Origin of the sequence: Nocardioides deserti, assembly GCF_014266025.1 — a bacterium.
GTDB classification, from domain to species: Bacteria; Actinomycetota; Actinomycetes; order Propionibacteriales; family Nocardioidaceae; genus Nocardioides; species Nocardioides deserti.
In genome coordinates this window covers 1-22,947 of the sequence record NZ_JACMYC010000002.1, presented here as the reverse complement: position 1 = coordinate 22,947, position 22,947 = coordinate 1, and the positions used below count along the sequence as shown (strand labels likewise).

The 22,947-nt window shown below is 73.4% G+C and carries 18 protein-coding genes and 1 tRNA gene; 15 read left to right on the top strand and 4 right to left on the bottom strand.

What is annotated here, in order from left to right; all coding sequences use genetic code 11:
- The first annotated feature begins 965 nt into the window (after positions 1–965).
- Together H7344_RS03500 and H7344_RS03495 are read left to right on the top strand one after the other, a co-directional pair.
- A tRNA-Ser gene (locus H7344_RS03500) sits at positions 966–1,035 on the top strand.
- Positions 1,036–1,428: 393 nt separating this feature from the next.
- Complete coding sequence (locus H7344_RS03495) at positions 1,429–1,839, top strand: hypothetical protein (RefSeq protein ID WP_186344656.1); 411 nt, start codon at positions 1,429–1,431, stop codon at positions 1,837–1,839.
- On the opposite strand, the gene H7344_RS03490 is transcribed toward H7344_RS03495, so the two are convergent.
- Positions 1,782–2,633, bottom strand: coding sequence for a S1 family peptidase (locus H7344_RS03490; protein WP_186344655.1), 852 nt, complete (start codon positions 2,631–2,633; stop codon positions 1,782–1,784). The two genes, H7344_RS03495 and H7344_RS03490, sit on opposite strands and share 58 nt — an antisense overlap.
- 331 nt (positions 2,634–2,964) lie before the next feature.
- Here H7344_RS03490 and H7344_RS03485 point away from each other — a divergent pair, with 331 nt between their 5' ends.
- The 3 genes from H7344_RS03485 (at position 2,965) to H7344_RS03475 (ending at position 6,139) form a co-directional block, all read left to right on the top strand.
- Entirely contained in the window at positions 2,965–3,966 is a 1,002-nt protein-coding gene (locus tag H7344_RS03485; RefSeq protein ID WP_186344654.1) for a two pore domain potassium channel family protein, read from the top strand.
- Between the two features lie 63 nt (positions 3,967–4,029).
- Positions 4,030–4,548, top strand: coding sequence for a cupin domain-containing protein (locus H7344_RS03480; RefSeq protein WP_186344653.1), 519 nt, complete (start codon positions 4,030–4,032; stop codon positions 4,546–4,548).
- 40 nt (positions 4,549–4,588) lie between these two features.
- Complete coding sequence (locus tag H7344_RS03475) at positions 4,589–6,139, top strand: alpha/beta fold hydrolase (RefSeq protein WP_229706987.1); 1,551 nt, start codon at positions 4,589–4,591, stop codon at positions 6,137–6,139.
- Between the two features lie 6 nt (positions 6,140–6,145).
- On the opposite strand, the gene H7344_RS03470 is transcribed toward H7344_RS03475, so the two are convergent.
- The gene (locus tag H7344_RS03470; RefSeq protein WP_222130240.1) at positions 6,146–7,039 is read right to left on the bottom strand and encodes a mechanosensitive ion channel family protein; all 894 of its coding nucleotides are present in this window, start codon (positions 7,037–7,039) and stop codon (positions 6,146–6,148) included.
- Positions 7,040–7,261: 222 nt separating this feature from the next.
- Between H7344_RS03470 and H7344_RS03465 the strand changes: the two genes are divergently transcribed.
- From H7344_RS03465 to H7344_RS03455, 3 genes are all read left to right on the top strand, one after another.
- Positions 7,262–8,512 (top strand): quaternary amine ABC transporter ATP-binding protein, encoded by a 1,251-nt coding sequence (locus tag H7344_RS03465; RefSeq protein WP_229706986.1) that lies wholly within the window; start codon positions 7,262–7,264, stop codon positions 8,510–8,512.
- Positions 8,513–8,538: 26 nt separating this feature from the next.
- The gene (locus tag H7344_RS03460) at positions 8,539–9,528 is read left to right on the top strand and encodes an ABC transporter permease (protein WP_186345013.1); all 990 of its coding nucleotides are present in this window, start codon (positions 8,539–8,541) and stop codon (positions 9,526–9,528) included.
- Between the two features lie 101 nt (positions 9,529–9,629).
- Positions 9,630–10,550: a glycine betaine ABC transporter substrate-binding protein gene (locus tag H7344_RS03455; RefSeq protein ID WP_186344651.1), complete on the top strand. Its 921-nt coding sequence runs from the start codon at positions 9,630–9,632 to the stop codon at positions 10,548–10,550.
- Positions 10,551–10,627: 77 nt separating this feature from the next.
- Here the strand turns inward: H7344_RS03455 and H7344_RS03450 are convergent, their stop codons facing one another.
- Positions 10,628–11,989 carry a cytochrome P450 gene (locus tag H7344_RS03450; protein WP_229706985.1) on the bottom strand — a complete coding sequence of 454 codons (1,362 nt, stop codon included), beginning with the start codon at positions 11,987–11,989 and terminating at the stop codon, positions 10,628–10,630.
- Between the two features lie 69 nt (positions 11,990–12,058).
- Here H7344_RS03450 and H7344_RS03445 point away from each other — a divergent pair, with 69 nt between their 5' ends.
- The 3 genes from H7344_RS03445 to H7344_RS03435 are packed head-to-tail and all read left to right on the top strand — an operon-like array spanning position 12,059 to position 14,604.
- Complete coding sequence (locus H7344_RS03445; RefSeq protein ID WP_186344650.1) at positions 12,059–12,733, top strand: TetR/AcrR family transcriptional regulator; 675 nt, start codon at positions 12,059–12,061, stop codon at positions 12,731–12,733.
- On the top strand, positions 12,675–13,772 hold the full coding sequence (locus H7344_RS03440) for an alpha/beta fold hydrolase (protein ID WP_308423337.1): 1,098 nt from the start codon (positions 12,675–12,677) through the stop codon (positions 13,770–13,772). The genes H7344_RS03445 and H7344_RS03440 overlap by 59 nt, the downstream gene beginning before the upstream one ends.
- A gap of 22 nt (positions 13,773–13,794) precedes the next feature.
- Entirely contained in the window at positions 13,795–14,604 is an 810-nt protein-coding gene (locus H7344_RS03435; RefSeq protein ID WP_186344649.1) for an HAD-IIA family hydrolase, read from the top strand.
- A 60-nt stretch (positions 14,605–14,664) separates the two neighbouring features.
- On the opposite strand, the gene H7344_RS03430 is transcribed toward H7344_RS03435, so the two are convergent.
- A complete protein-coding gene (locus H7344_RS03430) occupies positions 14,665–16,338 on the bottom strand; it encodes an FAD-binding dehydrogenase (RefSeq protein WP_229706983.1) in 1,674 nt (557 codons plus the stop codon).
- 342 nt (positions 16,339–16,680) lie between these two features.
- Here H7344_RS03430 and pstC point away from each other — a divergent pair, with 342 nt between their 5' ends.
- From pstC to H7344_RS03410, 4 genes are all read left to right on the top strand, one after another.
- A complete protein-coding gene (gene pstC, locus H7344_RS03425; RefSeq protein WP_229706982.1) occupies positions 16,681–17,691 on the top strand; it encodes a phosphate ABC transporter permease subunit PstC in 1,011 nt (336 codons plus the stop codon).
- Entirely contained in the window at positions 17,688–18,935 is a 1,248-nt protein-coding gene (pstA, locus tag H7344_RS03420) for a phosphate ABC transporter permease PstA (RefSeq protein WP_186344648.1), read from the top strand. The genes pstC and pstA overlap by 4 nt, the downstream gene beginning before the upstream one ends.
- On the top strand, positions 18,932–20,575 hold the full coding sequence (locus H7344_RS03415) for a phosphate ABC transporter substrate-binding protein PstS (protein ID WP_222130239.1): 1,644 nt from the start codon (positions 18,932–18,934) through the stop codon (positions 20,573–20,575). The genes pstA and H7344_RS03415 overlap by 4 nt, the downstream gene beginning before the upstream one ends.
- Positions 20,572–22,947, top strand: a 2,376-nt coding sequence (locus tag H7344_RS03410) for a hypothetical protein (RefSeq protein ID WP_186344647.1), incomplete at its 3' end; no start/stop codon positions are given. The genes H7344_RS03415 and H7344_RS03410, both read left to right, overlap by 4 nt.

The following is a 22,947-nucleotide window of genomic DNA, read 5'->3' as shown; positions in this document are numbered from 1 at the left end:
GCGACGGCAATGCGGCCTCATTGGCTAGGCTTTCACGTACCTATGCGGACTGCACGCGGGACTACTTCGAACGCCTAGGGGCAGAGTTGGAAGAGTTACGGTCGATCGAGACTGAGCGTCAACGCGACCTATTGACGGCCTTCGCAACCGAGCTGTCGCGGCGGGCTTCAGGCCGTAGCCTGGCGAGCAGTCCATGTTCATGGCGCTGCCCAGCTCTCGGCGACGCCACGCGGCGGACGTCAGGCGCCGGAGCGGCGACAACTCGGGACGGCACCGGTAATCCAACCCACTCGGTTTGGCGTCGGTTACGGGGGCAGAAGCGGTCGCCTGGCGCGGCACATGCTTACGGGCTGTCGTCTCGCTCAGTCGAAGCAGAGGTCACCGGGTCAGAGAAGCCGGAGCCCCTTACCGGCCCGTGTAGTGGGTAGAAGACGCCGCTTCTCAGCGGTCGAGCTACCAGGCGGCACTGGTGCGAGTTGGGCGAGCGAGTTCAGCACGACCGAGCAGCCGACCAGGCAGGACTAGGTCCACCGCGAGCGGGCGCGGCGCACCGACGCCAAGACGGCGAAAGAGGCGGGATCCGAGGCGGCCGGGACGGGCAACGCGCCAGGGCCTTCTCCGTGAATGTCCGGAACCGAGCGCAGCATCGTCAGCGCAGGTATCGACACCCTTGTCGTACTTCCTTCGGCCCGGAATCGCTTCGGCAGCGTGGAGGAGGACTTGCGCGTCTGGCAGTCGTGCAAACGCCTTGCGCGAGGGACTAGGGCACAACTCGAACCGGGGCGAGATACACACAAGCGAGCTCAGGCATGACACACAACCCGCCGACGCCACTCTGAGCTTCAGCGAGCGACCGAGGCGGCCCGGGCATCCGGAAGCGCAGCGTCGGCCCAGGTCAGGGCGGTGATTGACGGACCGTCAACCCCGCGGACAGTGACTCCCATGCCCGCCACCAACCCCGTCCCCGCCCGGGACCAGTGCGCGTCACTCTGACTACGGATCAGAAGGTTTGGGGTTCGAATCCCTACAGGCGCGCAGGACGTAGGCGGCCCCCACCGGCGGTGGGGGCCGCTTCGTCGTTCACCGGGGTCGATCGGTCGCCCTCCCTGCGCGTGCCGTCGGGGGTCGCTGGGCTGCTCGGTTACCTCGAACGAGGGACGTGGGGGCTCGCTCGCGTACGAGGGTCGGGACGGCTGCGGCGCGGTCCGTCGGCCGCGCGAAGGGTGCAGCGATGGCAGGCCGCCGACCCGGCCGACGAGCCCGACGACGTACGCCGAACTTCGCCGCCGGCGTGGCGGTGCTGGCCGCGCTCGCTGGCACGGCCGGGGCGGCACCGTCTCCGGATCCGCCGGCGGCGGCCGCCGTGCCGACGGCATCGGCCACCGCCGCCGGTACGCGTGCCCGACCTGCGGGCGAGTCGTCGTCGAGGTGCTCGACGACCCGTCGCCCGACCCCGGCGCAGGCGACCTCGAGGTGTCCGTCGACGTCCGCATGACCCGCGAGGCGAGCCGGCGGACGATGAACGTCGTGCAGAAGGGCTACTCCAACGGGACCGGCGGCGTGGTCCGCGTCCGCGGCCTGGCCGCGGCCGGCGTGCTCGCCAACGCCGCGCCCCTGCGGATCGGCGGCAGGAACGCCACCTCCACCAGCAACGACCAGTTCCGCGCCGAGCTCGACGAGGTCACGATCCGCACCGGCGTCGCGGCGTGCGCCGCGGGGTCGTGTGCTTCGGGACTCGCCAGGACACGTCGTCGGGCACACGACCCCGCGGAGCGGTGCGGTCAGAGCCCGAACTGCGCCAGCCAGTCCTGGACCACCGCGATGTCGACCCGCTGGTAGCCGTCGATGTAGCGACAGTTCGAGGTGTACCCGTAGCTGGTGACGCCGACGATCTCACCGTCGAGCAGCAGCGGGCCGCCGGAGTCGCCGAAGCACGTGCCACCGGTGCCGGCGTTGTCCTTCTCGTTGCCGTTGGTCTGCAGGACCTGCGGGGTGAGCTTCTGGCCGGGCATGTCGACGTAGCGTCGGACGATCGGGTAGCTCATCGGTGTGGGGGTCTGCGGGCCGGAGTCGGCCTTGCGGACCTCGGTGCCGTAGCCGACCGCGCGGAACAGCGTCGAGCGCAGGTCGCGGCGCGGGATCGCGTCCAGCGTGCCCACGGTCGCGATGGGCGTGATGTCGACGCCGGTCACCGGCTCGTCCAGGACGACGACGCCCACGTCGTTCCAGTTGTCCAGGTCGGTGAAGTCGGAGTACGCCGGGTGGGTCTCGCCCTCGCCGGGGAGGAAGCCCGCGGCGGTGATGTCGGCGGCGGTGTACCCGGCGGTCGGGTCCGATGCGACCGGCAGGTCGGCCGGGGGTGCGTCGTCGACGAGAGGCTCGAACGTCACCGCGGTCAGCCCCTCCACGCCGTCGGTGCAGTGCGCGGCGGTGAGCAGGACGGTCGGGCTGACGAGCGTGGCCGAGCACCGGTAGCGGACGCCGTCGTCGTAGAACGCGATGAGGGCGACGCCGGAGTAGCGGTTGGCGGTGTCGACGGTGCCACCGGTGCTCGCGGAGGCGGCGCCGGAGGGTGCGACCAGGGCGAGGGCGGTCGCGGCCGTGAGGAGCAGGGCAGGGAGACGGGAACGCATGAGGACCTCCGGGGGACGAGGAACGGGAGCCCAGTGCAGCACGCGCGCGGCGGCCGGCGAATACCCGATTTCGGGGTCGCGCGCCCGTGGGTCGTGTGCTTCGGGAGCGCGCCCGGCCGCATCGTGGGGTGCAGGACGGCGGTGAACGGTGGAGGCGCCCGAGAGGGGGTGCGGGGGCAAGCACCTGGTCACCGAACAGAAGGTCTGGCGGTTCACATCGCTACAGGCGCACGACCAGAGGGCTCCCGCCGGCGGCGCGAGCCGCTCGGTCGTTCCGGGCGGGCGCGGTCCTGCGGGGATGGCGCCGCCTCCGGTCGGCTACCGGCGCCCCGTGCCTGACGTCGTGCTGATCGTCCTCGGCGCCGTGCTGGTCGCTGCGGTGGCCGTCGACGCGCTCGCGACCACCCTCTCGGTCTCCAGCGGCGCCGGACCGCTGACGACCCGCCTGCTCGCATGGTGCTGGCGGCTCGCGCTGGCGGCGCACCGCACGGGGAAGGAAGGGTCGTTCCTGACCGCGGTCGGTGCCGTCCTGCTCACCACGACGGTGCTCGCGTGGGTCGCGGTCCTGTGGGCGGGATGGGCGCTGGTGTTCGCGGGGTCCGGAGCCGTCGTGGACTCGCAGAGCGGCGCACCTGTCGGTCCGGGCGACGTCGTCTACTACGCGGGGATGACGGTCTTCACCCTCGGCACCGGTGACGTGGTCTCCGCCGACGGCTCGTGGCGTGTCGTCATGGCCGCCGCCAGCTTCTCCGGGCTGTTCCTGGTCACGCTCGCGATCACCTACCTCATCTCCGTCATCGCGGCGGTCGTCACCCGCCGTGCCCTGGCCGTCTCCATCCACGCCCTCGGGGGGTCGAGCACCGCGATCGTCGAGCGCGGCTGGACCGGCGAGGGGTTCAGCCAGATGTTCGAGCAGCAGCTGATCGACCTGCGGTCGGAGGTGGCGGCCTCGGCGGAGCAGCACCTGGCCTATCCCGTGCTGCGCTACTTCCACTCGCCGCAGCCCCACCTGGCCGCGCCGCTCGCGGTCGCGCGGCTGGACGAGGCGCTCCTGGTCCTCGCCGAGGGGGTGCAGGAGTCGGTGCGTCCGGACCGGAGCGCGACCGAGCCCTTGCGGTACGCGGTGGCGCGATTCGTGGCCACGGCGCGCCAGGGCTCCGGCAGCCGCGCCGGGGGGCCGCCGCCACCGATGTCGCTGACCCCCTTGCGGCGCGCCGGCGTGCCCACGGTCGCCGAGGCGGACTTCGACGCGGCCAACCGTCGCCACGCGGACCGACGTACCGACCTGCACCGTCTCGTCGCCGACGCCGGGTGGTCCTGGCCGTCCTCCTGACGACGGTCCGGATCCGGAGCGGCAGGCCTGTCGCGAGCTGCTCCCACGGCCTAGCGTCAGACCATGACGTACCCGGACCCCTGGCGCGCCCCGGCGACCTACCCTCCAGAGCTGTACGTCGCGGACGTGCCCGAGGCCGCGGCCCGCCTCCGCCGGTCCGACGCGCCGGCTGACCTCGACACCCTGGGCGGGTTCGCCCACTACCTGGCGACCGGTGCCACGACCGACGGGCGCTACGGGCTCTACCGCTGGGACATGGGTCCCCAGCCGGGTGGTCCCGCCCCGCACTTCCACCGCACCATGTCCGAGGCGTTCTTCGTGCTGTCCGGGACCGTCCGCCTGCACGACGGACGCGACTGGTCCGACGCCGGGCCGGGGGACTTCTGCCACGTGCCGGAGGGATCGGTCCACGCGTTCCGCAACGAGTCCGGCGAGCCGGCGTCGATGCTGATCCTCTTCACCCCCGGCGCCCCCCGCGAGGCGTACTTCGAGGGCCTGGTGGAGATGTTCACGTCCGGTCGTGAGGTCAGCCAGGAGGAGTACGTCGCGTTCTGCACGCGCCACGACAACCACCTGGTGTGACGGGCGGTAACCCGCCGCGAGACCCCTCGTTGGTCCGGCCGTGCGACGTACCCGGACCGCCCGTGCCCTGGCCCTGCTGACGACCGTGCTGCTGGGCGCGACGGTCGCCTCCGCGCCACCGGGTGCCGCGGACCGCGGCGGCGACGGGCCGGTCGTGCACTCGCCGGCGTACGTCGCGCGGGACCTGCAGAACATCGCCGACGCCTACGGCCGGATCACCGGGCCGGGCGGGCAGCTGCGCGACCCGGCGTACTTGCCGGCGCTGGTGCAGCAGGCGAGCGCGACGTCGGTGGCCCAGCTCCTCGCGCAGGTCGCGAGCCCGACCCGGCTCGCGCTGACAGCCGGCCAGGTCGTGCCCGGCTGGAACGTCGGCAACCCGCTGCGGGCCGGGTGGGGCGGCACCCGCGGGCGGATGCGCGACGTGTCGTTCACGAACCGCTACGGCGCGCTGCTGCGCGGCACGGTGTACCGCCCGCTGCCGGGCGCCAAGGACCCCTACACCGGCACGCGGCTGCGCGGACCGTTCCCGGGCGTCGTGATCACGCCGGGGTCGGTGCAGGGTTCGGAGGGGATGTACCGCTGGCTGGCGCAGGACCTCGCCGAGCGCGGGTACGTCGTGCTGACCTACGACGTGCAGGGCCAGGGCCGCAGCGAGACGCTGCCCCACGAGCCACTGCCGGTGCCGGGCGAGCAGCTGGACGCGCTGCCGTTCTGCAACCCCTTCGCGCCGCCGCGGGACCGGGAGCTGCTCGGCTGCCCAGGCGTGCCGTTCCAGCAGGTCTCGAACTTCGTCGTCGGCACCGAGGACGCCATCGACTTCTTCGTCTCGACCCCCGCGAAGCCCTACGCCAACCCGGCGTCGGCGGGCGCGAGCCCGGACCGGTTCAACCCGTTCTGGCGGCGCTTCGACCGCAGCCCCGACCGGCGTACGGCGACGCCGGGCCGGACCACGCGGCTCGCGATCATCGGCCACTCGATGGGGGCCCGGGCGGTCTCGGAGGTCCAGGGCACCGACCCGCGGGTCGCGACCGTCGTCGCGCTGGACAAGCTGTTCGCCGGCAAGGACGGCGGCACCATCCCGTCGGTGCCGGTCAACGAGACGGTGCCGCGGGTGCCTGCGCTGGCGGTGCAGTCGGAGTACGGCTTCACGGTGGCGCCGTACCTCCTCGCCGCCGGCTCCTCCCTCGTCCCCGCGCCCACGCCGGACGGCCCGGACCCGAGGCGCGAGCGGCAGGCCGGCTACGACCGCTGGGCCAAGAGCCGGCACGACGCGATGCTGGTCGTGCCGCGCGCCTCGACCCACCTGGACTACACCGACATCCCGCTGGTGCTCCCGGCCAGCCGGCACGGCCAGGCGCTGACCAGCGTCTACGTGCAGCGGTGGCTCGACCGCTACCTCAAGCACCGCGGCGGCCCGCAGGCGCTGCTGAAGCGGTCCTTCCGCTACCTCGAGCCCACGGCCGACAACGGCCGTCGGGCAATCCGGCTGCAGCGCGACCCGCTGCTGAGCTTCTACTACTGCTCGGCCTACGACCTCGGTCGCGGGAGCGAGCGCCGCTCCGACGGCGACGTCACCGGCGTCGGCTGCTAAGCCTCCTCAACTGCCGTCGCGCCGGCCCGCCCGCTCCTCGAGGGCGGACCGCAGGCCGGGCGCGGCGTCGAGCACGAGCACGTCCGAACCGGTGCGGACGCCGGCCTCGGCGAGGTCCTCCAGCACCGCGAGGACGACCCGGTGCTGGGCGACCCGCGTCTCCATCTGGCGGGCGCCGGACCAGAACCGCAGGTCCATCCGGACCGTCGCCGAGCCCACCTCCGCCAGGAGCGCCTGGGGTGCCGGGTCCTCCACGACGTCCGGCACGCGGGCCATCGCGGCCTCCGCCACGCGGACCGCGAGCTCGAGGTCGGCGGCGTCGTCGATGTCCAGGGCGACCGTCGACCGGACCTGTCCGTAGCCGGTCTGCACCGACACGATCTCGGAGTGGAGCACCGAGTTCGGGACGAGCAGCAGCCGGCCGTCGAACGACTTGATCCGGGTGGCCGTCAACGAGATGTCCACCACGGTCCCCGCGACGTCCCCCACGGCGATCTGGTCGCCGACGCGGAACTTGTCCCGGGCCAGGATGACGATCCCGGCGAACATGTTGCCCAGCACCGTCTGGAAGGCGATGCCGGCGGCGATCGAGATGATCCCGATCCCGCCGAGCGCGTTGACCGGCCGCACGCTCGGGAACACCACCGTGACGGCCGCGACCAGCGCGAGCAGCGAGACGGCCCAGCCGGTGAGGTCGGCGAAGAGGGCGCTCGCGCTCGGGGAGCGCCCGCGCCAGCCCAGCACCCGGCGGACCACCGCCCGCAGGACGCGACCCGCCAGCACGCCCACGACCAGGACGAGCAGGCCGATCGTGGCGCCCTCCCAGGTGACGTCGGGCAGCTGGAGGGCGGACTCGGGTTCGGCGGTCGGCACGAGGAGCATCGAGGAGGCGGTACCCACCCCGGGCAGGGGAAGATTGTTACCGAGCCGTAACCCATTCTTGGACCTCGCGACGATCGCCGCTAGGTTGCCGGGGCGGCTCGAGACCGCGGGGTGTTCGGGCGCCCTGCCTTCGTAGCCCGCGATCCGCCCCGGACGTCGCTGTGACGACGTCCGCGTGGTGTCGTGGTGTGCGTCGTCCGGCCGCAGGTGAGCGGTGCCGACGACAGGTCGGCGCCCACGGTGGAGGAGCAGCACCAGGTGCCAGTCATCGAGGCGCACGACGTCTTCAAGGTCTTCGGACGCCGTCCCGAACGTGCCGTCGACCGGCTGCGGGCCGGCGCGACCCGCGAGGACCTGCGGGCGGAGGGCTGGACGGCGGCCGTCATCGACGCGTCGTTCGAGGTCTCCGAGGGCGAGATCTTCGTGGTCATGGGGCTCTCGGGCTCCGGCAAGTCCACGCTGATCCGGACCGTCAACGGGCTGCTGCCCCCGACCTCCGGCACGATCCGGGTGGGCGGGGAGGACCTCACCTCGCTCGACGCCCGCGGCATGCGCCGCGTCCGGCGCGAGCGGGTCAGCATGGTCTTCCAGCACTTCGCCCTGCTGCCGCACCGCACCGTCGGCCAGAACGCGGCGTACGGCCTCAAGGTCCGCGGCGTGAACCGCGCCGACCGCGAGCGCCGCGCCGAGCGCGCCCTGGACCTGGTCGGCCTCGGCGGCTGGGGCGGCTCGCTGCCGGGCGAGCTCTCCGGCGGCATGCGGCAGCGGGTGGGCCTCGCCCGCGCGCTCGCGGCCGAGACCGACGTGATGCTCATGGACGAGGCGTTCAGCGCGCTCGACCCGCTCATCCGCCGCGAGATGCAGGACCAGCTCGTCGAGCTCCAGCACGAGCTGGGCAAGACGATCCTCTTCATCACCCACGACCTCAACGAGGCCATGCGGCTCGGTGACCGGATCGCAATGATGCGCGACGGCCGGATCGTCCAGCAGGGCACCGCCGAGCAGATCCTCAACGACCCCGCGAACGACTACGTCGCCCAGTTCGTCCAGGACGTCGACCGCACGCGCGTGCTCACCGCCTCGTCGGTGATGGAGCCGCCGGTCGCCGTCATCGGCGCGAGCCAGGGCCCCCGCGCCGCGCACAAGCTGATCCGGGAGCACCAGCTCGCCGCCGTCATGGTCGTCGACCGGGACCGTCGCCTCCGTGGCGTCGTGACCGAGGCCGCCGCCGCGGAGGCCGTGCGCGCCGGCCGCGACGACCTCACGGGCGTGATGGAGGCCGCGATCTCCGTCGGTCCTGACACCGCGGTCGCCGACCTCTTCGGCGCCTCGGCCGACAGCGCCACGGCCCTCGCCGTGATCGACGAGCGCGGTCGCCTGCTCGGGGTGATCCCGCGGGTCACCCTGCTCGCCGCGCTGGGCAGCGGCGCCGGGCCGGAGGCGGCCGACGCCGCCCACCCGGTGCTCATCGAGGAAGGAGTCCGGGCATGAGCGTCACCGACCAGGCGGTCCTCCCCATGGCGGCCGACGACTGGGAGCGCGTGGACGGGGTGCCCCGGATCCCGCTCGGGGACTGGATCCTCGACGGCTTCGAGTGGGTCCAGGACCACCTCGGCGGCGTCCTCGACGCGGTCGCCGACCTCACCGAGACGACCGTCGACGGCCTCACCGACCTCCTCGACGGCCCCGCCCCGCTGGTGACGGCCGCCGTGCTGGCGCTGATCGCCTGGCTGGCCAAGGACTGGAAGCTCGCCCTCGGCTCGTTCGTCGGGCTGGCCGGCATCGTCGGCGTCGAGCAGTGGACGAACGCGATGGCGACGCTGTCCCTCGTCCTGGTCGCGACGCTGGTCGCGCTGGTGATCGGCATCCCGCTCGGCGTGCTCGCCGCCCGCTCCGATCGGTTCAGCCGCGTCGTGCGGCCGGTGATGGACCTGATGCAGACCATGCCGGCGTTCGTCTGGCTCGTGCCGGTCGTGATGCTCTTCAGCATCGGGTCGCCCCCGGCGCTCGTCGCGACGGTCATCTTCGCGCTGCCACCGGCGGTGCGGCTCACCGAGCTCGGCATCCGCCAGGTCGACGCCGAGGTCGTTGAGGCCGGGCACGCCTTCGGTGCGACGCCGCGCCAGATCCTGCGCGAGACCCAGCTGCCCCTGGCGCTGCCCACGGTGATGGCGGGCGTCAACCAGGTGATCATGCTGGCGCTGTCGATGGCGGTCATCGCGGGCCTCGTCGGCGGCGGCGGCCTCGGCGGCGCCGTGACCAGCTCGATCTCCCGGCTCGACATCGGCCTGGGCTTCGAGGCCGGTCTCTCCGTCGTGGTCCTCGCGGTCTACCTGGACCGGGTCACCGCCTCGGCCGGACGGCGTACGCCGGGACAGCGCGGGCGCGCCCGCGCCCTGCTCGCCCGACGCCGCGCCACCGCGGACGCCGCCGGCCGCACGCCGGCGCCCGCCGCCGACGGCCCGGCGGCCCCTGCCGCGGCGGAGCCGGAGGACGCCCGGGCCTGACCCGACCCACCACCAAGCCACCCGGCGCGGACCGCACAGCCCGCCGGAGTCTCGGGGCCCGGTCCGCCGGGCAGACACGTGCACGACGAGAGGAACGACGAATGAACAGCAAGCGGGCACTGCGCCGGGCCGTCGCGACGGCCAGCCTCCTCACCCTGGGGGCGACGGCGGCCGCGTGCGGCTCCGACGACGCATCCGACGACGACACCACCGCCGGGAGCGGCGGCGGGGACAAGACGATCAACCTGGGGATCATCCCTTCCTGGACCGACGGGCTGAGCACCGCCCACCTGTGGAAGAACGTGCTCGAGGACGAGGGCTACGAGGTCGAGATCACCGAGATCTCCGAGGCCGCGCCGCTCTACACCGGCGTCGCCAACGGCGACATCGACGTCTACCCCTCGGCCTGGCCCCAGGTCACGCACGAGGCCTACATGGAGCAGTTCGGCGAGGACCTCGAGGACCTCGGCGCCTACTACGAGGGCGCGAAGCTGACCTTCGCGGTGCCGGAGTACAGCGACCTCACCTCGATCGCCGACCTGAAGGGCAAGGCGGGCGAGTACGACGGCGAGATCATCGGCATCGAGCCGGGCGCCGGGCTGACCAAGGTCACCAAGGAGTCGGTCATGCCGACGTACGGCCTGGACGAGGAGTTCGAGCTCGTCGAGTCCTCCACCACGGCGATGCTCGCCGAGCTGCGCAAGGCGACCGACGCCGAGGAGCCGATCGTCGTCACCCTGTGGAAGCCGTTCTGGGCGAACTCCGAGTTCCCGGTCAAGGACCTCGAGGACCCCGAGGGCGCGCTGGGTGAGGCCGAGACGCTGAACGCGATCGCCACCGCCGGCTTCTCCGAGGAGCACCCGGAGGTCGCCGAGATGATGGGCAACCTGACCCTCGACGACGACCAGTACGGCTCGCTGGAGAACCTGGTCGTCAACGAGTACGGCGAGGGCCGCGAGGACGAGGCCGTCGAGGCCTGGCTCGAGGAGAACCCCGACGTGCTGGAGGCGCTCCAGGGCTGACCACCCGACGTACGCCACGGGCCTCGCCGATCCTCGGCGGGGCCCGTGCTGCGTCCGGGGGTCCGGGCGCGCGTCCCTCAGCCGAGCACGGCCGGCAGCGTGTGGAAGCCGCGCAGGATCCGGGTGTCGCGACGGGTGGCGCCGGGGACCAGCCGCAGGTGGGGGAACCGCTCGGTCACCCGCTGGAGCCCGACCTGGCCCTCCATCCGCGCCAGTGCGGCGCCGAGGCAGAAGTGCCGGCCGGCGGAGAACGACACGTGGTCGGCGGCGTTCTCCCGGGTGACGTCGAAGCGGTGCGGGTCGGCGAAGACCTCGGGGTCGCGGTTGGCGCCGGCCAGCAGGGTGGTGACCACGGCGCCCCGCGGGACGCGCGTGCCGGCGATCTCGGTGTCGCGGACGACCGTGCGGCCGGTGAGCAGGACCGGCGGGTCGTGGCGCAGCACCTCCTCGACGGCGTTCGGCCAGCGGTCGGGGTCGGCGGCGAGGAGGGCCCGCTGCTCGGGGTGCTCGTGGAGGAGCGCGATGCCGTTGGAGAGCAGGTTGACGGTCGTCTCGAAGCCGGCCGCCAGCACCAGCCCGGCGGTGGCGATCAGCTCCTTGTCGGTCAGCGCGACGCCGTCGTCGTCGCGGGCGGCGACCATCTGGCTGAGCAGGTCGTCGCCCGGGTCGCGGCGCTTGGCCTCGATGTGGTCGACGAGCCAGCGCTCGAAGGACGACAGCGCGCGCTCGACGGTGCGGAACCGGCCCCAGGACAGCCCGAGGTCGAGGCTCGGCGCCGCCGCGGTGCCGAACTCCAGGACCGTGTGCCGCTCGGAGTCCGGGACGCCGAGGATCTCGGCGATGACGGTGACCGGCAGCAGGGCGCAGTAGGCCTCGACCAGGTCGACCGGCCGGCCGTCGCGGGCCTGCTGCTCCAGCGAGGTCAGCAGGTCGTCGGCGATCTCCTCGGTCCGGTCGCGCAGCCGCTGGACGGCCTTGACCGAGAAGACCCGGGTGACGAGCTTGCGCATCCGCGTGTGGTCCGGCGGCTCGGTGACCAGCAGCGACGGCGGCGTCAGCGGGCCCATCGGGGTCGTCCGGTGGGCCCACGTGCCGAGCCGGCCCAGCGGCCCGGCGCCGGTGCCGAGGTCGACGCCGGCGCGCACGTCGGGGTTGGCGAGGACCTCGCGGACGACGGGGAGGGTCGCGGTGACGTAGGCGTAGCGGGAGCGGTGGATCGGCCCCTGGGCGCGGATCGCGTCGAAGAGCTCGATCGGCGCGTCCGCGCTGGTACTGGAGGCGACGAGGAGCTGCCCGTGCAGGTCGCCGCGGCGCGCCGCCGACCCCATGACGGTCCGGGGCAGCGCGTGGCCCAGCCCCCAGCGGACGGCCGGGCGGGCGGCGGAGCGCAGGGCCTCGGTCGTGCGCGCGACCGGCCGGGGCGTGGTGCGGAGCAGCACGGGGTCCTCCTGGAGGGACGAGATCGGATACCGAGCGGTATCCGATACCTTCGAGTATCGTCCCGCGTCATGTCAACGGGACCGACGCCGCTGCCGGCGGCGGGACGACGCCGCCCGCCGCGGGACGAGGTACGCCGCGCGCTGCTCGACGCGGCGGCCCGGACGTTCGCCCGCCAGGGGATCGACGGGGCCAGCCTCGACGACGTGGCGGCCGCCGCGGGGTTCACCAAAGGCGCGGTCTACTCCAACTTCGGCAGCAAGGAGGGCCTGGTCGCGGCGCTCGTCGACGACCGCGTCTCGGCGTACCTCGACCTCGGCCTCGCCGCCGTCGACGACCCCGCCGCGACGCTCCCGGAGCGCGCACGGGCGCTCGGCGACCGGCTGACCGCCGCGAGCGACGAGCAGCACGACTGGCACCTGCTCTTCCTCCAGCTGTGGCAGCGCGCGGTGCGCACCGGCCCGGCCGACGACTCCTTCGTCCGACGCCACGGCGAGCTCCGCGCCGCCGTCGCCGAGGCGGTCGCCAACCACGCCGAGCAGGCCGGGACCGAGCTGCCCCTGCCCGCCGCATCGGTCGCGACGCTCCTGCTGGCGCTCTCCAACGGGCTGGCGATCGAGCGGATGACCGACCCCGCCGCGGTGCCCGACGACCTCATGGGCCGGGTGCTCGCGCTGCTCGTCGGCGGTGGCACGACCGGCACGACGGGCGGCACGACGGGCGGGACCGGACCGGACCAGCGCTGACCTGGGGGTTTGTGCGGCCCGGGGGTCGGGCACCAGCCCGTCACCCCCGAGAAAGGTGAACCATGAACACTCGCACCATCGCCGTCATCGCCCTGATCATCGCCGTCATCGTCCTGGCCCTGCTCGTCCTCTGACCGCCTCGCTGACGGCCGTCCGCCTGGGCGGCCGACCCGATCACCCCCTGCTGGTCCTGGGCCCGTCGCTCGGCACGTCGGCGACCTCGCTGTGGAGCGAGTGCGCCCGTCACCTCGCCCGCGACTTCCAGGTCGTGGCCTGGGACCTGCCGGGGCACGGCACCAACCGCGCCGCCGTCGGGGAGCCGCTCACCGTGGCGGACCTCGCCGGCGGCGTGCTCGACCTCGTCGACACGATGTCGCAGGGGCTGCACGCCCCCTCGTTCCACTACGCCGGCGACTCCGTCGGCGGGGCCGTCGGGCTGCAGCTGCTGCTCGACGCGCCGCACCGGGTCGAGTCCGCGACCCTGCTGTGCACCGGCGCGCGGCTCGGCGAGCCGGCGCTGTGGGGGGAGCGCGCGGCGATGGTCCGCGAGCGCGGCACCGAGGCGCTGGTCGAGGCCTCGACCCGCCGCTGGTTCGGCCCCGGCTTCGTCGAGGGCGAGCCCGACCGGGCCGCCGCGCTGCTCCGGGCGCTGACCGAGGCCGACGACGAGGCGTACGCCGTGGTGTGCGGCGCGCTGGACGGCTTCGACGTCCGCGACCGGCTGCGCGCCGCGGAGGTCGCCGTCCCGGTGCTGGCGGTGGCCGGCTCGCACGACGTACCCACGCCGCCCGGGCTGCTGCGCGAGCTCGCCGCCCTGACCGGGGGTGCCTTCGTCGAGCTCGACGGCGTCGGCCACCTCGCCCCCGCCGAGGCGCCCCAGGAGGTCGCCCGGCTCGTCCGCGAGCACGCGCTCGGCCCCGAGGAGGACGCCCCGCCGCCGGAGGTCGACGACCTCGTCGCGGCCGTGCGGGCTGCCCGGTCGGCGGGTGTGACGGCCGCGGACGTCGAGGCGCTCGTCCGGCGGGTGCTGGCGGAGTAGTCCGCCTGCCACACTCGGCACCATGACCGAGGACCGCCCGATCGAGTACTGGCTGACCGACATGGACGGCGTCCTCGTGCACGAGGAGGAGCCGATCCCGGGCGCGGGCGACTTCCTGGAGGCGCTCAAGGCGTCGGGCCGGAAGTTCCTCGTCCTCACCAACAACTCGATCTACACCCCGCGCGACCTGCGCTCGCGGCTGCTCGCCAGCGGCATCGACGTGCCCGAGGAGTCGATCTGGACCTCGGCGCTGGCCACCGCGCAGTTCCTCGCCGACCAGCGCCCGGCCGGCCGGGCCTACGTCGTCGGCGAGGCCGGGCTGACGACCGCGCTGCACGACATCGGCTACGTGCTGACCGACCACGACCCCGACTACGTGGTGCTCGGCGAGACCCGCACCTACTCCTTCGAGGCGATCACCCGGGCGATCCGGCTCATCGACGCGGGCGCGCGCTTCATCGCGACCAACCCCGACCCGAGCGGGCCCAGCCAGCAGGGCAAGCTGCCCGCGACCGGCTCGGTCGCGGCGCTGATCAGCACCGCGACCGGGCGGACGCCGTACTTCGTCGGCAAGCCGAACCCGCTGATGATGCGCTCGGCGCTCAACCGGCTCGACGCGCACTCGGAGTCGGCGGTGATGATCGGCGACCGGATGGACACCGACGTCGTCAGCGGCCTCGAGGCGGGCCTGCGGACCGTGCTCGTGCTGACCGGGTCGACCCGGCCCGAGCAGGTCGAGACCTTCCCCTACCGCCCGACCCGGGTGGTCGACTCGATCGCTGACCTCGTCGACCTGGCCCGGGGGCAGACCCTGCCGCCGCCGACGGACTGACGACTGGCGGGCTGGCGACTGACGGCTGACGGCTGACGGGCTGACGGACGCGGCGACGGGCTAGACCGCGGCGGCCGCGGCCCGTCCGGCGACGCGGCCGGAGAAGAGGCACCCGCCGAGGAACGTCCCCTCGAGCGCGTTGTAGCCCATCATCCCGCCGCCGCCGAAGCCGGCGACCTCGCCCGCGGCGTACAGGCCGGGGAACGGCGTGCCGTCCGCGCGCAGGCAGCGACTGTCGAGGTCGGTCTCGAGGCCGCCGAGCGTCTTGCGGGAGAGGATGTTGAGCCGCACGGCGATCAGCGGGCCGGCGGCGCGGTCGAGCAGCTTGTGCGGTCGGGCGACGCGGATGAGCTTGTCGCCGAGGAAGGTCCGGGCGCCGTGGATCGCCGTGACCTGCGCGTCCTTGCTGAAGGCGTTGTCCATCTCCCGGTCGCGCGCCTCGACGATGCCGCGGACGCGGGCGGGGTCGATCGGCGGCACGTCGTCGTCGCCGATCCGGTTCATGCCGGCGACGAGCTCCTCGAGGGTGTCGGCGACGACGAAGTCCTCGCCGTGCTGCTTGAACGCCTCGACCGGCCCCGCCGCTCCCTTCTTCACGCGCGAGAGGAGCAGCCTGACGTCCTTGCCGGTGAGGTCGGGGTTCTGCTCGGAGCCCGACAGCGCGAACTCCTTCTCGATGATCCGCTGGGTCAGGACGAACCACGAGTAGTCGTGGCCGGTCGCGCGGAGGTGGCGCAGCGTGCCCAGCGTGTCGAACCCGGGAAAGCACGGCGCCGGCAGCCGGTTGCCCTCGGCGTCGAGCCACAGGGACGAGGGGCCGGGCAGGATCCGGATGCCGTGGTTGTCCCAGATCGGGTCCCAGTTGCGCAGGCCCTCGACGTAGTGCCACATCCGGTCGGGGTTGACGACGGTCGCGCCGGCGTCCTGGGTGATCTGCAGCATCCGCCCGTCGACGTGCGCGGGCACGCCTGCCACCATCCGCCTCGGCGGGGTGCCCAGCCGGGCGGGCCAGTTTCGGCGCACGAGGTCGTGGTCGCCGCCGATGCCGCCGCTGGTGACCACGACGGCCGTCCCGCGGGCCTCGAACTCGCCGACCACCGTGCGGCTGCTGGGCCGGCCGCGGTCGACGTCGGTGGGCGCCAGCAGGGAGCCGCGTACGCCGACGCACGTGCCGCCCTCGACGAGGAGCCCGTCGACGCGGTGGCGGAACGCGAGCCGGACGTGGCCGGCGGCGACGTGCTCGCGCACCCGCCGCTCGAACGGCCCGACGACGCCCGGGCCGGTGCCCCAGGTGATGTGGAAGCGGGGGACCGAGTTGCCGTGGCCGCCCGCGGTGCCGTCGCCGCGCTCGGCCCAGCCGACCACCGGGAAGACCCGGTGGCCCATCCGCCGCAGCCAGGAGCGCTTCTCGCCGGCGGCGAACTGGAGGTAGGCCTCCGCCCACGCGCGCGGCCAGCGGTCCTCGGGCCGGTCGAACTGCGCACTGCCGAACCAGTCCTGCCGGGCGAGCTCGAGGCTGTCCTTGACCCCCATCCGGCGCTGCTCGGGGCTGTCGACGAGGAAGAGCCCGCCGAGGCTCCAGAACGCCTGGCCGCCGAGGCTCTGCTCGCCCTCCTGGTCCAGCAGCAGCACGCTGCGTCCGGCGTCCGCGGCCTCGGCCGCCGCCGTCAGGCCGGCGAGGCCGGCTCCCACGACGACGAGGTCGGCCTTCAGGTCCGTGGTCGGCTCGGTCACGGCGTCATGCTCGCCGATGCCGCCGACGGTGGGGTGCGCGGGTGGCAGCGGTGGTGGTGAGCGGGTCGGGGTCAGGGGTGGCCGGAATCGTCCGATCCGTGCCCTCCTCGCCGCGACCAGCAGCAGCGTCGAAAGGGAGCCCCTGGCCCGTTCGGACCATGTCGACGAGGTTCCGAGTAGTCCGTCCTGACCAGGCAGAACTCGTTGCGCTGACCTGTTCGGGAAAGGTCGGGAACGACTTCTCCCTCCGTTCACCGCGGACGCCGCATCCGTTCGGCAGTGGTCCCGACCATCAGGGCGCACGGACACCTCGTCCGCGCGCCCGACCAGAGCAGGACCACCGTGACCACCCTCCCGTTGCCCGGCGCCGACGACGACGTCCGTCCCCGCCGGATCTCGCGCCGCGCCACCGGCGCAGACGCCGTCTTCGAGCACGCGAGCCGGGCCGTCGGCGCCTCGGTCCTCGTCGTCACCGGAGGGGTCGGCCTGTTCCTGGCCTGGCAGGCCTACCCGACGCTCGAGCGCTACGGCTGGTCGTTCTTCACCGAGGTGCAGTGGCAACCGGAGGCGGACGTCGTCGGGATCGCGGCGGTGCTCACCGGCACCGCCGCGGTCGCGCTCGTCGCGATGGTCTTCGCCTTCCCGCTCGCCCTGCTGACCGCGCTCTACATCAGCGAGTACGCCCCGGCGGGGATCCGCTCCACCCTGGTCTCGCTCGTCGACCTGATGGCCGCGATCCCCTCGATCGTCTACGGCCTCTGGGGCTTCTCCCTGGTGATGCCGCACGCGGCCGAGCTCGCGCTCTGGCTGCACCGCAACCTGGGCTGGATCCCGATCTTCGACGTCCGCGGCTCCGACCCGGACGCCGCGGTCTGGGACGCCAGCCGCTACACCGCCAGCGCCTTCTGCGCCGGCATCGCCGTGGCGGCCATGGTGATGCCGATGTCCTGCGCGGTGATGCGCCAGGTGTTCTCCCAGACCCCGCAGGGCGAGAAGGAGGCCGCGCTCGCGCTGGGCTCGACGCGCTGGGGCATGATCCGCACCGTCGTGCTGCCCTTCGGCCGCGGCGGCATCATCGGCGGCACGATGCTCGGCCTGGGCCGCGCGCTGGGCGAGACCATCGCGGTCTTCCTCATCGTCTCCCCGGCCTTCGAGCTGAAGTGGAACGTCCTGGAGATCGGCACGAGCACCGTCAGCGCGCTCATCGCCGGTCGCTTCGGCGAGGCGAGCGATGCCCAGCTCTCCGCGCTCCTGGCCGCCGGGTTCGTGCTGTTCCTCATCACGCTGGTGGTCAACACGCTCGCGGCGGTCATCGTCGGCCGCAGCCGCTCCGGCGCCGGGACCGACGCATGACCGCGACCGTCCCGCCCGAGGACCTCACGCTCGCCGGCGCCACGCACCTGCCGACGTACGACGACGACGCCGCGCCGGCGGTCCCGCGGGCCAGCCTCGGCCGGCTCAGCCCCGACGAGCGGTTCGCCCGCATCGGCCCGTGGGTCGCCGCGCTCGGCCTGGCCTGGCTGATCACCCAGCGGCTGCTGCCGTTGGGGGGCCTGCCCTGGTTCCTCGTCGTCTGGTTCGGCCTGGGACTGGCGCTGACCGCGACGACCGCCGCGATGACCGGCGGATCGACCGAGGTCCGCGACCGGGTCGCGGAGGCCGTCGTCGCCGCTGGCGCCGTCGTCGTCGCCATGGTGCTGGTCACCACCGTCTACGACGTCGTCTCGCAGGGCTGGCGCCCGCTGACCCACCTGAACTTCTTCGTCGACGACATGTCGGGCGTGGGACCCAAGGACCCGTTCACCTCGGGTGGCGTCGCCCACGCGGTCGCCGGATCGCTGATCCAGCTCGGCATCGCGCTGGTCATCACCCTCCCGCTGGGGATCGGCACCGCCGTCTTCATGACCGAGGTCGGCGGCCGGTTCGCACGCCTGGTCCGCACGGTCGTCGAGGCGATGACCGCCCTGCCCTCGATCGTCGCCGGCCTCTTCATCTACACCGTGCTCATCCGGGCGCTGGGCTACCCGCGGTCGGGGCTCGCCGCCGCGCTCGCCATCGCGGTCATGATGCTGCCGATCATCGCCCGCGCGGCCGACGTCGTGCTCCGCGTCGTGCCCTCCGGCCTGCGCGAGGCCAGTCTGGCCCTGGGCGCGAGCCGGTGGCGAACCGTGTGGTGCGTCGTGCTGCCGACCGCCCGCCCGGGCCTCGCGACCGCGGTCATCCTCGGGGTGGCACGCGGCATCGGCGAGACCAGCCCGGTGCTGCTCACCTCCGGTGCGGCGGCGTTCATGGTCACCGACCCGACCGAGGGCGCGATGAACTCGCTGCCGCTCTACATCTTCTCGCTGGTCCGCTCCGGGGAGCCCACCGCGATCACCCGGGCCTACGGCGCCGCCACCGTGCTGCTCGCGCTCGTCCTGGTCCTCTTCGTGGTCGCCCGCCTCCTGGCCCGCCCGCGCGGCGCCAAGGCGTCCCTGGGTGCTCGGCTCGTCACGCGCCTGGGCCAGGCGCCGTCCGTCCGCCGCCGCGAGAGCGGCACCCGACCGGGTCCGGCCACCGCCCCGACCCACGTCCCGACCACGGGGGAGAACCGTTGAGCACCGCCCACCGCACGATCCGCACCTGGATCGTCTTCCTGCTCGCCCTCGGGTGCGTGGCGACCCTGCCGGGCTCCGCGCACGCCGCGGCGTACGCCCAGATCGAGGGCACGGGCTCCACCTGGTCGGAGCTGATCGTCCAGCAGTGGATCTCCGACGTCGACGCCAACGGCATGAAGGTCGTCTACACCGGCGGCGGCTCGTCGAAGGGCCGCAAGGACTTCTCCCAGAGCAGCACCGACTTCGCGATCTCCGAGATCCCCTACCAGGGCGTCGACGAGGCCGGGAACGCCGACACCAGCGGTGGGCGGGACTTCGCCTACCTGCCGATCGTCGCCGGCGGCACGGCTTTCACCTACCAGCTGAAGATCGGCAACGAGCTGGTCCGCAACCTGCGGCTCTCGGGGGAGACCATCGCCAAGATCTTCACCAACCAGATCACCAACTGGAACGACCCGGCGATCGCCAAGGACAACAACGGCCGGTCCTTCCCCTCGCTGCCGATCACCCCGGTCGTCCGGTCCGACGGCTCGGGCACGACCGCGCAGCTGACCACCTGGATGGACGACCAGTACCCGTCGATCTGGCGGCCCTTCTTCGGCCGCTCGGGCCTCACGTCGTACTACCCGCGCAAGGGCCGGGCCGTCGGCCAGGCCGGCTCGGACCAGGTGATGAACACGATCGCGGGCTTCGCCGGCAACGGGACCATCGGCTACGTCGAGTACTCCTACCCGGTCAACAAGGACTACCCGGTCGTCAAGGTCCTCAACAAGGGGGGCTACTACGTCGAGCCGACGCAGTACAACGTGGCGGTCGCGCTGACCAAGGCCCGCATCAACCAGGACAAGAGCTCTCCGCTGTACCTCACCCAGGTGCTCGACGGGGTGTACGCCGCGACCGACCCGCGGGCCTACCCGCTGTCGTCGTACAGCTACATGATCATCCCGACCGGCAAGAGCGACCCGCGCATGTCGACGGCGAAGCGGCAGACGCTGGCCGACTTCATGTACTACTCGCTGTGCGCCGGCCAGAGCAAGGCCGGTCCCTACGGCTACTCGCCGCTGCCGCTGAACCTCGTCCAGGCCGGATTCCAGCAGATCGCGAAGCTCAAGCAGGCCGATCCTGCGGTCGACCTCACCGACCGCGACGTCACCCAGTGCAACAACCCGACGTTCGACGGCAAGAACCTCTCCGGCAACAAGCTGGCCCAGATCGCCCCGCAGCCCGCGGCGTGCGACAAGGTCGGCGCCGGACCCTGCGGCACGGCGACGGGTACCAACACCCCGTCGACCGACGACGGCTCCGGTGCGGCGGGCGGTGGGTCGGGCGGTGGCGCGGCCGGCGCGGGCGGCGCCGCCGGCGGCACGACCGGAGGTGGCGGCGCTGCCGGCGGGGACACCGCCGGGGTGCCCGGCGGGGGCGCTGCTCCGGTGATCGACCCGGAGACCGGTGCGGCCGTGGGCGGCGACGTCGTGACCACCGGCGGCGAGGCGATCTACGCCGCCCCGACGGAGCTCGCGGCGAACCGCGCTGCCGACACCCGCACCTTCGGGTGGCTGGCGGCCGCCGAGCTGATCGCCCTCGTCCTGCTGCCGGGTCTCTACGTCGCCTCCCTGCGGCGCCGCCGGAGCGCCCGGTGAGCGCGCGGTCGACGCGCCGGGCCGCGACCGCGCTGCTCGTCCTCGTCGTGGTCGCCCTCGGCCTGGCCGTCCCCGGCGAGGTGGGCACGCCCGCCCGCGCCGCTGCCCCCGTGGCGTCCGTGGCCAAGGCCGCGAAGGGCGGCGAGGGCTACCGGAGGACCAAGGACCTGACCCGCGTGTTCACCAACGCCGACGGCTCGACGTACGCCTTCCCGACCTACAAGGTCACCGTCACCGCCGACAAGACCCGCAACCTCCGGGGTCGTCAGCGCATCCGGATCAGCTGGAAGGGCGCGCAGCCCAGCGGCGGCCGCGCGAGCAACCCCTACGGCGAGAACGGGCTGGCCCAGGAGTACCCGGTCGTCATCCTCCAGTGCCGCGGCGTCGACGGCGCGGACGTGCCGAAGGCTGACCGGCTGCGGCCGGAGACCTGCTGGACCGCCTCGGTGGCGCAGCGCTCGCAGATCAGCCGGTCCGACAGCGAGGCCACCTGGCGCCACGACCTGTACGCCGACGAGTCGGCGAAGGCCCGCACGTCCGGCGTCGCGCCGTTCCCGAGCGCCGACGAGTGCCCGACCGCCGACATCGAGCCGTACTCCACCCACCTGACGCCCTTCGTGCCCCGTCGCGGCAAGCAGCACCTCGCCTGCGACGCCGAGCACATGGCGCCCGAGGCCGCCGTCGGCGCTGCGTTCCCGGCCGCGGAGATCGCCGCCTTCACCGAGCCCGACGGCACCGGCACGGTCCAGCTCGAGGTCCGCAGCGACGTGGAGAACGAGTCGCTCGGCTGCAACGACCGGGTCGCCTGCTCGGTCGTGGTCATCCCGATCGTCGGCCTCAGCTGCGACCAGCCCTCCGCGCCGCCGACGGCCGGGGACCAGGCGTGCCGCAAGGGCGGCCGGTTCGCCCCGGGCTCCAGCAACTACAGCAACGAGGGTGTCGACCAGGCGGTCGGCCCCGCCCTGTGGTGGGCGGCCTCGAACTGGCGCAACCGCTTCTCGATCCCGATCACCTTCGGCCTGCCGCCGGACACCTGCGACATCCGCGACCCCCGCCCCCCGACGGGCTTCTACGGCTCCGAGCTGCTGGCGCAGGCAGCGACGCAGTGGTCGCCCGCGTACTGCCTGGCCGAGGACCGGTTCAAGTTCCAGCTCAACCAGATGTCCGACGAGGCCGGCTGGAACCTGATGGAGAGCGGCGGCGGCGCCGCGGCCGCGGTCTCCTCCGAGCACGAGCGCCGGGGCATCGACCCGGTCGGCTACGCCCCCACGGCGGTCACCGGCTTCTCGGTGGGCTACGCGATCGACGAGCCCGACAACGGTGGCGAGTACGACGGCCTCAAGCTCAACGCGCGCCTGCTGGCCAAGCTGCTCACCCAGAGCTACCTCGGCTCGGACCTCGGCCGCGGGCACCCGGGCATCGGCAAGAACCCGCTGGCCATCATGAACGACCCGGAGTTCCAGGAGCTCAACCCCGGGCTCAGCACCACCACGCAGGAGGCCGGCGCGACGCTGCTGTCGCTCTCGGAGTCCTCCGACGTCGTCGAGCAGCTGACGGCCTACATCGCCGAGGACGAGGACGCCGCGGCGTTCGTCGCCGGCAAGGTCGACCCCTGGGGCATGAAGGTCAACCCCGAGTACGAGGACATCGACCTGCCGCGCTCGGAGTGGCCGCTGCTGGACACCTACGTGCCGGAGACCGCGAACACCTGCCGCCAGGAGAACCCGGCGGTCTACTTCAGCCAGCTCGCGGCGCCCGTGACGACGATGCGCAAGATCTCCGAGGCGCTGCTCGACGCTTGGCCGAACGTGCAGACCCGCTGCGACTTCGACCAGTCCACCCAGCAGTACAAGCTGGGCCGTGTCGACCGGCAGTCCTTCGGCTCCCGCTTCGTGCTCGGCCTCACCAGCCTCGGGGACGCGGCCCGCTACGGGCTGCGGTCCGCGGCGCTGGAGACCAAGCCCGGCCGGTACGTCCGGCCGACCTCCGCCTCCCTGGCCGCCGCCGTGCGCCTGGCGGAGCAGGCTGAGCCGATGGCGCCGTTCGTGCTCGACCAGGTCGACGTCCGACGGTCGGGCGCGGCCTACCCGGGCACGATGGTCGTCTACACGGCCGCCCGGCTGCGCAACCTGCCGAAGGACGACGCGCGCAAGGTCGCGCAGTTCATCCGGATCGCGACGACCGAGGGCCAGCGGCCCGGCAGCGGCAACGGGCAGCTGCCCGAGGGTTTCCTGCCGATCCGGCGCACAGGCGTCACCGCCCCGCTGTTCCGCTCCGCCCAGGCCGTCGCCGACGCGGTCGCCGCCCAGCGCCGGCCCGGCGCCGGGGGCGGCGGCGGTGGCGACACCGCCGGCGAGGGCGGCGGCGGCACC

Bases quoted from the DNA above. Each gene is read 5' to 3' on its own strand.
- H7344_RS03455 (WP_186344651.1), top strand. From the start codon at position 9,630: ATGAACAGCAAGCGGGCACTGCGCCGGGCCGTCGCGACGGCCAGCCTC.
- pstA (WP_186344648.1), top strand. From the start codon at position 17,688: ATGACCGCGACCGTCCCGCCCGAGGACCTCACGCTCGCCGGCGCCACG.
- H7344_RS03445 (WP_186344650.1), top strand. From the start codon at position 12,059: ATGTCAACGGGACCGACGCCGCTGCCGGCGGCGGGACGACGCCGCCCG.
- H7344_RS03480 (WP_186344653.1), top strand. From the start codon at position 4,030: ATGACGTACCCGGACCCCTGGCGCGCCCCGGCGACCTACCCTCCAGAG.
- H7344_RS03435 (WP_186344649.1), top strand. From the start codon at position 13,795: ATGACCGAGGACCGCCCGATCGAGTACTGGCTGACCGACATGGACGGC.
- H7344_RS03490 (WP_186344655.1), bottom strand. From the start codon at position 2,633: ATGCGTTCCCGTCTCCCTGCCCTGCTCCTCACGGCCGCGACCGCCCTC.
- H7344_RS03460 (WP_186345013.1), top strand. From the start codon at position 8,539: ATGGCGGCCGACGACTGGGAGCGCGTGGACGGGGTGCCCCGGATCCCG.